At 61.2% G+C, this 12,436-nt stretch carries 11 protein-coding genes; 4 read left to right on the top strand and 7 right to left on the bottom strand.

Translation table 11 applies throughout. The annotated features are described in order from the left end of the window. The first annotated feature begins 375 nt into the window (after positions 1–375). A complete protein-coding gene (locus BCY88_RS37935; RefSeq protein WP_120349196.1) occupies positions 376–768 on the top strand; it encodes a hypothetical protein in 393 nt (130 codons plus the stop codon). Positions 769–1,304: 536 nt separating this feature from the next. Here BCY88_RS37935 and BCY88_RS37940 read toward each other — a convergent pair. Together BCY88_RS37940 and BCY88_RS37945 are read right to left on the bottom strand one after the other, a co-directional pair. Beyond that, on the bottom strand, positions 1,305–2,423 hold the full coding sequence (locus BCY88_RS37940) for a succinylglutamate desuccinylase/aspartoacylase family protein (protein ID WP_120349197.1): 1,119 nt from the start codon (positions 2,421–2,423) through the stop codon (positions 1,305–1,307). 39 nt (positions 2,424–2,462) lie between these two features. Continuing rightward, positions 2,463–3,230 (bottom strand): transporter substrate-binding domain-containing protein, encoded by a 768-nt coding sequence (locus tag BCY88_RS37945; protein ID WP_120349198.1) that lies wholly within the window; start codon positions 3,228–3,230, stop codon positions 2,463–2,465. Between the two features lie 123 nt (positions 3,231–3,353). On the opposite strand from BCY88_RS37945, the gene BCY88_RS37950 reads away from it, so the two are divergent. Further along, a complete protein-coding gene (locus BCY88_RS37950) occupies positions 3,354–4,274 on the top strand; it encodes a LysR substrate-binding domain-containing protein (protein ID WP_120349199.1) in 921 nt (306 codons plus the stop codon). Between the two features lie 64 nt (positions 4,275–4,338). Here BCY88_RS37950 and lysA read toward each other — a convergent pair whose 3' ends face one another. Then, positions 4,339–5,607, bottom strand: a complete 1,269-nt coding sequence (gene lysA / locus BCY88_RS37955) for a diaminopimelate decarboxylase (protein WP_120349200.1) — start codon at positions 5,605–5,607, stop codon at positions 4,339–4,341. A gap of 85 nt (positions 5,608–5,692) precedes the next feature. Between lysA and BCY88_RS37960 the strand changes: the two genes are divergently transcribed. Together BCY88_RS37960 and BCY88_RS37965 are read left to right on the top strand one after the other, a co-directional pair. Then, positions 5,693–6,622 carry a LysR family transcriptional regulator gene (locus BCY88_RS37960; protein ID WP_120349201.1) on the top strand — a complete coding sequence of 310 codons (930 nt, stop codon included), beginning with the start codon at positions 5,693–5,695 and terminating at the stop codon, positions 6,620–6,622. A gap of 57 nt (positions 6,623–6,679) precedes the next feature. Further along, positions 6,680–7,489 (top strand): oxidoreductase, encoded by an 810-nt coding sequence (locus tag BCY88_RS37965; protein WP_120349202.1) that lies wholly within the window; start codon positions 6,680–6,682, stop codon positions 7,487–7,489. A 98-nt stretch (positions 7,490–7,587) separates the two neighbouring features. On the opposite strand, the gene BCY88_RS40770 is transcribed toward BCY88_RS37965, so the two are convergent. From BCY88_RS40770 to BCY88_RS37990, 4 genes are all read right to left on the bottom strand, one after another. Further along, on the bottom strand, positions 7,588–8,004 hold the full coding sequence (locus BCY88_RS40770) for a rubredoxin (RefSeq protein ID WP_120349203.1): 417 nt from the start codon (positions 8,002–8,004) through the stop codon (positions 7,588–7,590). 372 nt (positions 8,005–8,376) lie between these two features. Further along, positions 8,377–9,366 carry an alpha/beta hydrolase gene (locus BCY88_RS37980; RefSeq protein ID WP_120349204.1) on the bottom strand — a complete coding sequence of 330 codons (990 nt, stop codon included), beginning with the start codon at positions 9,364–9,366 and terminating at the stop codon, positions 8,377–8,379. A gap of 151 nt (positions 9,367–9,517) precedes the next feature. Next, a complete protein-coding gene (locus tag BCY88_RS37985) occupies positions 9,518–10,756 on the bottom strand; it encodes an aromatic ring-hydroxylating oxygenase subunit alpha (protein WP_120349205.1) in 1,239 nt (412 codons plus the stop codon). A gap of 193 nt (positions 10,757–10,949) precedes the next feature. After that, positions 10,950–12,404: a glycosyltransferase family 2 protein gene (locus BCY88_RS37990; protein WP_120349206.1), complete on the bottom strand. Its 1,455-nt coding sequence runs from the start codon at positions 12,402–12,404 to the stop codon at positions 10,950–10,952. Positions 12,405–12,436: the final 32 nt, after the last annotated feature.

Here is a 12,436-nt window from a genome sequence, read left to right on the forward strand (position 1 = left end):
GCGGCCTGTGCACCGCTCGATCGAGGTTTAAACGTGCGATGTTGTCGCGCTCGAAGAATGTGGTGGATGTCTTAGGCCGATTGGCCAAAGTTAGATAGTTAGCTTAGCAAAGTGAATTTTAAGAGAAGGGCGCACTTATAATTTCGCGGTCGTCAAAACAATGACGACCGGGTGTGAGAGCCCGACTGCCATTGCCTGACAACCTGCCACGCAGGTCGTTTGCCTCTGCGCGTCCATTCAACGGGCGGGCCGCGGCGAGGGAGCCGCAAGGCTCGCCGGTTTGGGCTGGCACCGGACTCTCAACCTCGCTACGTGCCCGCCCACCCGTTTGCCGCGAGTGTCGGGCGATTTCGAGAATCCACCGGAAATCGCGCCATGAGCAAACCCGCTGAAGCAAATTATATGTACCCTCGTCTATCTGCGAAGCCCGCTGAATACAAGCGTCTCGCGGATGAGATGGTAGAGGTGACCCGCATTTACGTCGAAAGACTTTCGTCGCTGGCTATGTTAGCCAGGACGCTACGCAAGGGTATTGCGATGAACCATTGCGACCGTCGCGACCAGATGATGCTTGCGGAGTTATTGGAGCGTACGGCGCATCAGTACGAGACCGAGGCGAACATTGAGCGGGGGAAGATTTCGGTCGTAATGATTGATGCGGAGGAAGCGGAGCTGAACGCTGCGCGCCGCAGAAAGGGGATGGGCGAATCATCGCCGCGGGGGAGAGCGCGCGGGAAGGCCGACTCCGGGGCAACGGCATTGGCATAACACGCGGCTGCACCTGCACGAGCAGGCGGATCGCGTTACGGATCAAATGGCGCGATGTATGTGATGGGAAGGAAGTGGGACGGTAGGCAAATAGCACGAGCCGAGGCTGACGCTGCAACTCGTCGCGCTGGAGCCTCTGTGACGCCAACGACAATCGTTTTTAGGAAGTACCGCGTCGGCGCTGCGCGCGCCGAACGGTCCTTCATAGAACCACCCACCACGAGTCGAAGCCCTTGGTTTCTCTGGCAGACCCGTCCGCGACGCACGTAGTGCGGAGTGGGAGCGGATGAGCCCTGTGCCACTAAAGCCGAATGTGCGAGAGCACGGATTCCAGATGCACCACTACCGTGGCTGTGCGGGGGACCCACTTATGAGCTGGCGGTGTAAAGCCGCTTTCTTTGCTTATCTTTCTTTGCGGCGGCAAAGAAAGTAAGTGCCGCCCCGCACAGGGGCAACACTAATAAACCACTAACACAACAAGGAAAGGCCAAAAACCGCAGGCACACAACCAAGCGCCGCGAAGGCAAAAAAAACCGTCAAGCCCCCAACAAAACCCCAGTCCTAAAAGCCCGCGTGCCAGTAACCCGCCCCAACGGCGCCCCAGCCGTCACAAACCGAATCGCGCGCCGCATATAAAACACCCCTTCGGTGTTACTAAACAGCGTAATAGTCTCATCAGTCAACGGATCGACGATATCAAACAAAGCCTGCCCGACACGAATCGTGTCCCCAATCTTCGCGCGATGAACAAGAATCCCGCTGACAGGCGCATAGAACTGTTCACTACCGGCAAGCGGCGTCGCAGGCGACAACAACTCAGGCAACGGCTTAACCACATCAAGCTTGATAGCCTTACGCCAGGCAAGATAATCAACCAACGCGTCGGCATCTTCCTGAGCAACTTCATAAGAAACATCCCGCTGCCCCCGGCATTCCACCGTGACAGCAATCGCCCCATCAGGCACAGGCTTATCAGCTGGCATTTCCCGCTGCAACTTCCACCACAACAAGCTATGCGTCTCATCAAACGACTCACCACCCGAGTTAGTGGCCAGCAACGAAGCCTGCGCCCCCAAATACCGTGACAAAGGCTCAAACTCAGGCCACGCAGCCTCACTGGTATAGAGATGCATCGCCGCTTCCAGGGAGCAATGCAAATCGATCACAACGTCCGCATCGAAAGAAAGCTTCAGCAAAGCCAATTGCAGCGACTCGAACTCAGTCAACGGTTTCTGTTCCGCCAACTCAGCCGCGATCAACTCACGAACAATCCGCCGATTCTCCGCAGCATCCGCACCTAGCATCTCTTTGGCCCGCGTCACGAGCCTCGGAAACTGCATGAAGTGCCGATTGAAGTTCTTGCCGCTCCCCAGATCGAAGCGCCCAAGAAACTGCCCGAGCACATACTGTCCAAGTCCAACAGGATTCGCCACCGGCACCAGCACGATTTCCGCATTCAACGCGCCCTGCTTCTCCAGTTCGAGCAATCGACGCTTAAGCAAAACCGTCGTCAGCATCGCCGGTGTTTCATCGGCATGCAGCGACGACTGGATATAGATCTTCTGTCCGCTATCCATCGGACCAAAATGAAACGACACCAGCTCGCGGTGCGTGCCGATAGCCGGCGAGAGAAGCGGAATCGATTGCTTGTTCATGAACGGAAGGTTTGAAGACGAAGAATAGGAATAAAAGAATCAATTGCCGTACGGATCGAAGTCGAAATACTTCTTCGCGATCTGCGCATACGTACCGTCCTTGCGCATCGAAGCAATCGCCTCGTTAATAGCTGCCTGCACAGCGGTCTCGTCCTTGCGCAAACCAATCCCGACACCACGATCGCCCATCGAAAGCGGCTCGCCGACAAACGCAAAGCCCTTACCCGCCGGCGTGCGCAAAAAGCCGTAGTCCGCTTCGACGGAACCGAGCAACGCACCATCGAGACGGCCGTTCTGCAAATCAGCGAACACCTCATCCTGACTCTTGTACGCGACCACATGCGCGCCAAGCGGCGTCCAGTTCTTCAACGCATACCCCTCGAACTGTGTCCCCGTCTGCACGCCAATCTGCTTGCCGGCCAGCGCATTCACCCCGCCCGCGAGCGCGGAACCCTGACGCGCAATCAGCCGTGATTTGAACTGGAACAGCTTCGACGAGAACAGGATCTGTTGCTCGCGCTTCTCCGTGATCGCCATCGACGAAAGAATCGCGTCGATCTTGCGTGCCTGCAACGCCGGAATCATCCCCGAGAACTCGAGCTCGACCCACTGGCAACGCGCATGGATGCGCCGGCAGATTTCGTTGCCGAGATCGACGTCGAAACCTTTGAAGCTGCCGTCAGGCGCCTTGGCGTCCATCGGCGGATAGCTCGGATCGATACCGAGACGCAACGTGGTGGGGTCGGCGGCAAACGCGGCGCTGCTGAAAGTCAGCGCGGCGCTCAAGATCATCAGCGGGATTTTCATGGGGGACGAGTGTGAGTTGGGCGGATTAGTACAAGGTACGGGATCATCCTATGCCACCCCAGTGCCTTAAAGCAGTCCCGAAAGTAATATCATGATCACTTTTACCGATCACAGAGACTCCTGATGGCGTTGACGATATCCCAGCTACGCGCATTCACCGCCGTGGCCGAGCACGGCAGCATCCGTGCGGCAGCGCGGGCGCTCGGCATCGCCCAGAGCGGCATCACGCAGCAGTTGCAGCACCTTGAATCGATGCTGGGCGCGACCTTGTTCACCCGCACGAACCGCGGAATCGCGCTGACTGCGCTCGGCCAGCGCCTGTTGCAGCGGGCCGGCGCGATTCTCGGCGAATGCGAACGAGCCGAACAGGAAGTGCAGCAATTGCGCGGCGACTACGCAGGCGAAGTTACGTTCGGCATGACCACCGAGCCGCTCGTCGACGCCCTGGCACCGGTGCTGACGGAATTCCGCGCGCGCTTCGAGCGGGTCGCGGTGCATTTGCGCACCGGTACGTCGCGGATGATGATTTCGCGGATTCGCGAAGGCACGCTCGATTTCGCCGTCGCGCTGGTGTCGAAACATACCGACACGGCGGATCTGTCGGTCACGCCGCTCTATCCGTCCGATCCCGTGATTGTCTGCCGTCGCGGTCATCCGAAAGCGGGAGCGACGTCGCTCGCGGAACTCGCCGATTGCACGTGGGTGGCGACGCGCTCGCCCAATCTCACCAGCGACCCGCAAATCAACCGCCTAACCCATCTGCTGGAAAGTCACGGCTTGCCGCCGCCGAAAATCATCGCGACGGTAGAGGGTTTGTACGAAACGCTGCATCTGGTCGGCGCGACAGACTGCCTGTCGCTGGAGGCGTCGATCGTCGCGAAACGCGGGCCGTTTGCGAGCGTGCTCACGTCGATCAATGTGCGCGAGCGCGCTGTCGAACAGAACGTGTGCCTGCTGCAACGCGCGGCGATTCCCGTCACGCCCGCAGCTCAGGAACTCGCGACGATGATCGCGTCGTACACACGCACGGTGCGGGCGCGATGACGCCAGATTCGTGTGGCGTGGCGCTGAGCGTTGACACCCCGCACGGCGCGCGGCCCCTTCTCGCTCAGCCCAGCGTTTCGAGCGCGATCAATTCGCCCATGGTCTGCCTGCGCCGAATCAACCGTGGCTGGCCGTTCTCCAGCAAGACTTCGGCTGCCAATGGCCGGCTGTTGTAGTTCGATGACATCGACGCACCGTACGCCCCCGCGTCGTGAAACACGATGAAGTCTCCCACTTCCGGCGTCGGCATGGCGCGGCTCGTGACGACGCCCCCCGCCTCCTGCGTGAACACGTCGCCCGCTTCGCACAACGGGCCGGCCACCGAGAAAGCGCCAACCGGCGCTGCGCTCGGCAAGCCATTGGCCTTCACCATCGTCATCTCATGACGGCTGCCGTAAAACGACGGTCTCACCAGATCGTTGAAGCCCGCATCGACGAGAGCAAACTGCCGGTTCGGCCGCCGGTTCAGCGCGTGCACCTCGGCAACCAGCACGCCCGCTTCCGCCACCAGAAAACGGCCCGGCTCGATTTCCAGCCGCACGGGATGCCCGAGATGCGCTTCGATCTGCTTGCGCGCCGTGTCCCAAAGACGAAAGTAATGCTCGACGTCGATTCGCGGTTCGCCTTCGCTGTACGGCACCGATAGACCACCGCCAGCCGAAATCGCTTCGATATCGTGCCCCAGGCTTTGCACCGTTTCGACCATCGCATCGCACACGCGCGATAGATGGGCGTAGTCGACGCCGGAGCCGATATGCATGTGCAGTCCGACCAGCTTCAAGCCATAGCGCCGCACCATGGCTATCGCCAGCGGCACGTCGTCGAGCCAGATGCCGTGCTTGCTTTGCTCGCCACCGGTGTTGGTTTTGTTGCTGTGTCCGTGGCCGAAACCGGGATTGATCCGCAGCCACACACGGTGGCCTTCAGGCGCATGCTGCCCCACGCGCTCAAGCATATCGAGCGAGCCGGCGTTGACCGTGATGCGATGCTCGATCACGGTGGCCAGCGTCGCGTGATCAATGAGATCCGCCGTCAACACCACGCCCTCAGGATCGCCATCCGGCGTGAAGCCCGCCGCGAGACTGCGGGTGATTTCGCCCAGAGACACGGCATCGACCATCGTCCCTTCGTCTCGCATCAGCTTCAGGATATGCACGTTCGAGCACGCCTTCTGCGCATAGCGGATCACGTCGAAGCTACGCAATTCGGCGATACGTTGACGAATCACGTCGGCGTCGTAAACCCACAGGGGCGTGCCGTACTGATGCGCAAGTTCAACGAGTTGCTGTGGATTGAAAGGGGTCACGGTTCTCGGCTCTCTATTTCGAAGCATGGATATGAGCGACATGATGCGGAGAATCGATCATTCAGTAAAATACCTATTCTTCACAGTCCCATTCATTCCTGATATAGGTCTCATGACGCTTACCCATCGGCATATCGAAGTCTTCCGCGCGTTGATGACGGCAGGCAGCGTCACCAAAGCGGCCGAGATGCTCTTCACCTCGCAGCCCACGGTAAGCCGCGAACTCGCGCGCATGGAGCTCGTCATCGGCTTTGCCTTGTTCGAACGCGTGCACGGCCGATTGCGCCCAACTCTGGCCGCACTGACGTTGTTCGACGAAATCGAGCGCGCGTATATCGGGCTCGAACGGGTAGCATCCACAGCGGCCAGCCTGCGCGAATTTCAGGGCGGCCAGCTTTCCATCATCGCGTTGCCGGCGTTTTCGCACTCGATCCTGCCAGGGGCATCCAAACGTTTCCACCATGCACAGCCCGGCGTAAGCCTCTCGATCGCGACGCAGGAATCGCCGTTTCTCGAAGAATGGCTGACCGCGCAGCGCTACGACCTCGGCTTGACCGAACACGGCGCGCCGCCCGCGGGAACCCGCCTGACACCGTTGCTCGAGGTGGACGAAGTCTGCGTGCTGCCGGATGGTCATCCGTTGCTTAAGAGGCGCGTGATCGAGTTGAAGGACTTCGCGAATCAGCCGTTCATCAGCCTGTCGTCGAACGATCCGTACCGGATTCAGATCGACGAAGCCTTCACGCAAGCGGGCGTCGCGCGCCGCCAGATAGTCGAGACGCCCACCGCTGTCTCCGTTTGCAGCTTCGTGCGGCAAGGCCTCGGCGTGGCCATCGTCAATCCGCTGACCGCGCTCGACTTCGCGGGGCGCAATCTGCATATCCGGCCGCTCGCCGTGTCGTTGCCATTTCGCGTGAGCGTGATTCATCCTGAGCATCGTCCGAGCCATCCGCTGGCCGGCGCGTTTGTCGAAGCGCTGCAAAGCGAAGCCGCCGCGCTACGACTACAATTAAAAACCCACTCAAGACGTAAGCAGCAGTAAGGGCGCTGTTCGACGATCAATCCGCGCCACGTTGACCCATCAACAGGAGTTTCCCAAATGATGAATCGAGACAACCCCGTCTGGCTGATTACAGGCTGTTCCACTGGTTTCGGCCGCGAACTGGCCAAGCTGGTGCTGGAGCGCGGCTGGCGCGCGGTGGTCACGGCACGCGACCCGTCGAAAGTGAAAGATATCGCCGAAGCACACGGCGAGCGAGCGCTGGTTCTGCCGCTCGACGTAACGAACCGTCAGCAGATCGACGACGTGGTCACGCAAGCCACGCAGCGTTTCGGGCGCATCGACGCGCTCGTCAATAACGCGGGTTACGGCTATCTGGCCGCGATCGAAGAAGGCGAGGACGACGAAGTCCGCGCCATGTTCGAGACCAACGTGTTCGGTCTGGTCGATATAACGAAGGCCGTGCTGCCGATTATGCGTAAGCAGCGCAGTGGCCTGATTGTGAATGTCTCGTCGATTGGCGGCATTGCGAGTTTCGCTGCAACCGGTTATTACCACGCCACCAAATATGCAGTGGAAGGTCTGTCCGAATCGCTCGCTGCCGAGGTGAAGCCGCTCGGCATCGACGTGCTCATCGTCGAACCCGGTCCGTTCCGCACGAACTGGGCAGGTCCGTCGATCAAGCAATCGGCGACGGTGCTCGACGACTACGCGGCCACGGCCGGCGAGCGCCGCAAGCAGACCGAAGCGCGTAGCGGCAAGCAGGCCGGCGATCCGGTGCGCGCCGCGCAGGCGATCATCGAGGCCGCGCTGTCGGACAAACCGCCGCTGCGGTTGCTGCTTGGCAAGGTTGCGCTCGAACTGGCGCGCAAGAAGCTGGACTTCATGCGTGGCGACTTCGATGGCTAGGAGGCCACGACGGTTGGCGCGGATTTTCCGGAAGGAGCGGGTTAGGGCCGCTGTGTGGCCCAGCGCTTGGCCGGGGCCGCTTGAACCGCAGGACGAGTTTAAAACTCGACCAACGCAAAGTCTTCCTTGCCCACATCGCACAGTGGGCAACGCCAGTCGGCCGGGACATCTGCCCAGCGGGTGCCCGGCGCGATGCCTTCGTCCGGCAAACCGGCGGCTTCGTCGTAAACCCAGCCGCAGATCACGCAGACCCATTGTTTGAAGTCGTCCGCCGAGGCCGCGCTGTCTATCGCCGCCTGCGGCGCCGCGGCCGCTTGCGACGCGGGTGTCTCATCGAGGCTCACCACCAACGGCGCCGCGGTGCCCACGCTGCTTTCAGCGAGGCGTGCCTGCAGACTTTCCAGCAACCGTTGCGCTTCAACTTGCGTCAAATCGATCCAGTACGGATCGCCGGCACCGTCGTTGAGCCGTTCGGGGGAAAACTGGATTTCTACGGCTACGCCCTTCTTGTACATGGCAAATCGGGATATCGATGCAGCCGGCGACGAGCGCCGGCTTAGGGTCGGATGCTTGCAGCGAACGCTGCGTGGCGGGGAATTGGCTTAAACGAACTGGTTCAGCACGATCGCCGCGATCAGTCCGGCGGCGCCGATAATGCCCAGCAATTGCAGCAGCGTGAGGGATTTACGGGATGTAGTAGGGATTTGTTGCGTAGTCACGGGGGTGTTCTTAAAAGTCGGAAAAAACGAAATGGTACACGGGTCGGAGGCCGGCGCATCTCGATTGGCGCAAACCCGTGTGTATCGGATGCCATTATCGCCGCTCGACCGGCCCGAATTCCCCACCGGGTGGAGATGGACTCATTCCCCATCGTGTGGAAAACCCGCCTACGAGAGAGCCGCCTCGCCGGTACGCTCAGACACCGCGTTCACAATCGCGGTAACGGCTGCGGCGTCGAGCGTCAACCCGATATGCGCCACGCCCGGCACGATCGTGACCGGCACGACGCGCCCTGCTTCCTTGAAGACCCCGGCAAATGCCTCGGCATTAAACGCTTCGTCGTTCGCGCCGACCAGCACTTCAATCGGCTGCCGCGTCGCGCGGATATCCGCGCGGTAATCCTCATGCGGACGAAAGTTCTGCATCAGGTTGTACGAGTACTGTGGCGTGAGCCTCGCCGCCGCCTCGGGCGACAGCGCATAAGCCACGGTCGGCAGATGATTGAACAGCGTGATGCGCAACTTGTTGAGGATCACCAGCACAATCACGCGCGGCAGCCCGATATTTACCCACCCGCCGACGGAAGGGCGCGTGGTTGGTGCGTCCTGATGAATGAACGGTGCAAGCAGAACATAGCGGTCGAATGCCATTTGCCGCGCATCCCCCGCGAATCGCAGTGCGAAGCCGCCACCCGCGGAAAAACCGGCCAGCGTACGCGGACCGGCCGGCTGAACCGCGTCGATAAAGTCGCTCAGATCGTCTTCAAGCTGGCCGATGTACGCGATCGTGCCTTTCTTGCCCGATTCGCCGTGCCCGCGCATGTCGGGCACGTAGACGTCGTAACCGGCCGCGGCGAGCACATTCGCCAGGGTATGCAGGCTCTCGCTGCTTGCCGACGAGCCATGAACCAGCACCACGCTGCCTCGCGCGGGCGTTATCCCGCCCGCGTAGTGCCGATAGACGAGCTGTGCGTTATCGCGCGCGGTGTAGCGCTCAAGGGAAGGTAAACCGGAAAAATCGACCGACTTGAAAGGCTCGTTGATCGACGCGAGCGGCGCCGGCTGTTTGGGGCCGCCCTTCACCAGCGCCACCGCCATGATGGCGAGGCCCACAAGGAACACGACAACCGGCATCACTGCATGCAGTTCGGTACTCATCGAATGGACCCCTCAAGCGAATCGTTATGATTTTGGCTTTTTTCGATCGATGAGTCCGCGCTTTATGCGTCTTATGCGTCCTGTTTTATCCGGCGCCGCTCATCGTCGCCGACGATTGTACGGTCAGGTGCAGCGTCAAAAAACTCGAATATCAGGTATTCGACAATGGGTTACCGTGACGCGAATCCCAGAAGCGGATCACCGCGGTGTCACCCGTGCCGGCCCCGACCACCTGATCGGGCGCGCCGCTCTCACGCAGCAAGTCGCGCAGTTCGTTGATGACCGGAAACACCTCGTGATTCCAGTCCGCGCCCTGCGAGTCGTGCGCGCGTTGCTCGGCTTCGACGATCTCGCGGTCTTCCTTGAAAATGCGTTCGGTGAACCATACGAGCAGCGGCCACGCGAGATTGAGCACGCCGGGAATTCCCGGTTTGCGAATCGACAGCAGGCCGAACGTACGGTTAGTGCGTTGCTCGCGATCGAGCGGCACGTAGACGATCCACAAATCCATCACCAGCGTCTGTTCGGACGTGCGGATCTGCAGCGTCTGATACGGATACTCGGTGCGGATCGTCATCACGTCCTTGTCGTTGTCGCCGCCTGACTTGCGGCTCTGGCCGAACACGATCGCTTCGCCGATCGGCTGCTGGCCGGCCATGCGCGCAAACGTGTAATCGACTTCGACCCAGCCTTCGCCGCGCCGCCGCCCTAACGAACGCGCGCGCATCTGCCCCATCTGCCGGCGGTGCAGGAACTGATGGTTCATGTCCATCAGGTTCTCGTGCATGAACGAGTAGTGGCAATTCACCGGACGGCCGAAACGGCGCGTTTTGTACTTCTTGTCGGAGACGGAGCCGAACGCGGGCAGCGGCCGCTCGTCGGCTAAAGCAGCATTGCCGGGAAAGACGAAAATCAGTCCTTCAACTTCGCGGCAGGGATAAGAGCGCACACCATTGGGCAGACGTTCGCGGCCCAGATACGGCACGTCGATGCACTTGCCCGAGCAGTCGTAGGTCCAGCCGTGATAGCCGCAACGGATCGATTCGCCGTCCACCACGCCCTGGTGCAACGGCACCTGACGATGCGCGCAACGATCTTCAAGCGCGAACACCTTGCCGGACTCCGTACGCGCCAGCACGATCGGCTCGCCCGCGAACGTCACACCATGCGTCTTGCCCCGCTTCACTTCATGCGACCACGCGAGCGGATACCAGTAGTCGGGGTGAATACCGACGCGGCGCAGATCACGCACCGGTGCGTCGTGGGTGGCCTGATTGGGCGCGCCTGCATTTCCGTCTGCTGGGGCGTTGGTTTGCGCAGCTGCTTGGGCAGCTTGCGTATCGACCGGCGCATCGACGATGTCTTGTTCGAGCGGGGGAACAGCATGCATGTGTGGAGCCTCCGTGCACGAGCGGATGGAAGGTCGCCGCCCTGCAATTCGCAGGCCGGCATCGTTGCACAGTCTACTAGAACCCGAAGCCGCCTGGTTCAATAGAGGCACGGCGCGGCCCTGCCCCCGCCGCGCAGCCCATGGCCGCAGCGCACCTGTCTGCCACCCGGAGTGCGTCAAATAAGAGGATTGGCTAGCGGCTTTCGTCGTGCGTGACGAGACCGGAGCGGCGTTGCACGCCCCACGAACGGCCGCCGCGCAGGAAATGCAGCCAGCCGAGCAGCGCGCCGACGTGCCGCACCAACTGGAACGTGAACGGCTCGGCGATTGCCGCGAGGACCGCCATGCGCAAACTGGAGCCTGTGCGCAGGCCGGTCCAGCGGCGGTACAGATGGATACACCAGAGATAAAACGCGAGGTCGATCGCCGTTTTGATGCCGATCACGCTGAAAATCGACACGACGAGCGCGCCATGCCCGCCAAACAGGAAGGTGAGCAAGAGCGCGAAGGCGGTCAGTCCGTAGATCGGCTGCATCGTATCGATGGCCTTGACCGGCAACATCAGCATGCCCATGGTGCCGTAGCGCGGGTTGCCGGTCATGTCGCGATTCCAGTATTGCGTCTGCAGAAAGCCCGCAAACCAGCGGCGGCGCTGCCGCAGGAAACTGCCGAGGTTGCCCGGCGCATCGGTACGCGCACGGGCATCGCCGATCACGCGGACATCCCAGCCGAGACCATGGTCGACCGAATAGCGCCGCAGCCGATGAATCAGCTCATAGTCTTCGACCAGACACTGCGGATCGAAACCGCCCACATCCACCAGCGCGTCGCGCTTGAACGAAGCGAAGGCGCCTGAAATCAACAGCAGACTGTCGGCGCGCATCCACGCAAAGCGGGCGATGAAATTGCGCATGTACTCGTAGGTCTGAAACCACTGGAATACGCGGCCCGAAACCGATTTTCCGCACACCGGCACCAGAATGCCGGCCGCCGCGACCAGCTTCGGCTCTCTCGCGAACGCGGCGCGCATCGCGTAGGTGGCGTCGTCTTCGAGCAGCGTGTCGGCGTCGACGGTCATGACGGTGTCGGTGGTCATGACCGTGATCGCGGCGTTCAACGCGCGCGCCTTGCCGCCGTGCGGCACGCGCAGCCAGTACAGGTTGGGATAAAGCGTACTCCGCGCGCTCAGCACGCCGTCAGCGGCGGCAGCGAGGCCGAAGCGTTCGGTGAGCAGCGTGTGGGTGGCGTCGGTGGAACCGTCGTCGGCGATCACGATTTGCGCCGGGCCATGCGTCTGACGCAGCAGCGCCGCGAGGGTGACCGGCAACACCGCCGCCTCGTTGTGCGAAGCAACGATCACGCCCATGCTGGGTAAGCTGTGCGGATCGACGTCGGGCGAGAGCGGCGCAGTGGGCCGCATCAGCGGCAGTGTTTTCCATGTGACGAACGCGAGCAGCAACGTGTCGTACACGACGTACGCAATCCCCGTCGACCACGCCACCACGCCTTGCAAAAAGAACGCGCGCGCGAACAGCAGCAGCCACAACACGACCACGCTGAGATGAATCAGCGTGCTCAGCAGCGTGGTGGGACGCGGCAGAATGCGCGGGGAGGCAAGGGCGAGCGCCTGTTCCAGAGTTTTCTTCAAAATGACTGCTGTGTCCGTCGTTGATACGGTTA

Origin of the sequence: Paraburkholderia fungorum, from assembly GCF_003610895.1 — a bacterium.
In the GTDB taxonomy this organism is placed as follows: Bacteria; Pseudomonadota; Gammaproteobacteria; order Burkholderiales; family Burkholderiaceae; genus Paraburkholderia; species Paraburkholderia fungorum_B.

Excerpts from the sequence above, each read along its gene's own strand:
- BCY88_RS37960 (WP_120349201.1), top strand. The coding sequence starts at position 5,693 with ATGACGCTTACCCATCGGCATATCGAAGTCTTCCGCGCGTTGATGACG.
- BCY88_RS37945 (WP_120349198.1), bottom strand. The coding sequence starts at position 3,230 with ATGAAAATCCCGCTGATGATCTTGAGCGCCGCGCTGACTTTCAGCAGC.
- BCY88_RS37985 (WP_120349205.1), bottom strand. The coding sequence starts at position 10,756 with ATGCATGCTGTTCCCCCGCTCGAACAAGACATCGTCGATGCGCCGGTC.
- BCY88_RS37940 (WP_120349197.1), bottom strand. The coding sequence starts at position 2,423 with ATGAACAAGCAATCGATTCCGCTTCTCTCGCCGGCTATCGGCACGCAC.
- BCY88_RS37965 (WP_120349202.1), top strand. The coding sequence starts at position 6,680 with ATGATGAATCGAGACAACCCCGTCTGGCTGATTACAGGCTGTTCCACT.
- lysA (WP_120349200.1), bottom strand. The coding sequence starts at position 5,607 with ATGCTTCGAAATAGAGAGCCGAGAACCGTGACCCCTTTCAATCCACAG.
- BCY88_RS37980 (WP_120349204.1), bottom strand. The coding sequence starts at position 9,366 with ATGAGTACCGAACTGCATGCAGTGATGCCGGTTGTCGTGTTCCTTGTG.
- BCY88_RS37950 (WP_120349199.1), top strand. The coding sequence starts at position 3,354 with ATGGCGTTGACGATATCCCAGCTACGCGCATTCACCGCCGTGGCCGAG.
- BCY88_RS40770 (WP_120349203.1), bottom strand. The coding sequence starts at position 8,004 with ATGTACAAGAAGGGCGTAGCCGTAGAAATCCAGTTTTCCCCCGAACGG.
- BCY88_RS37935 (WP_120349196.1), top strand. The coding sequence starts at position 376 with ATGAGCAAACCCGCTGAAGCAAATTATATGTACCCTCGTCTATCTGCG.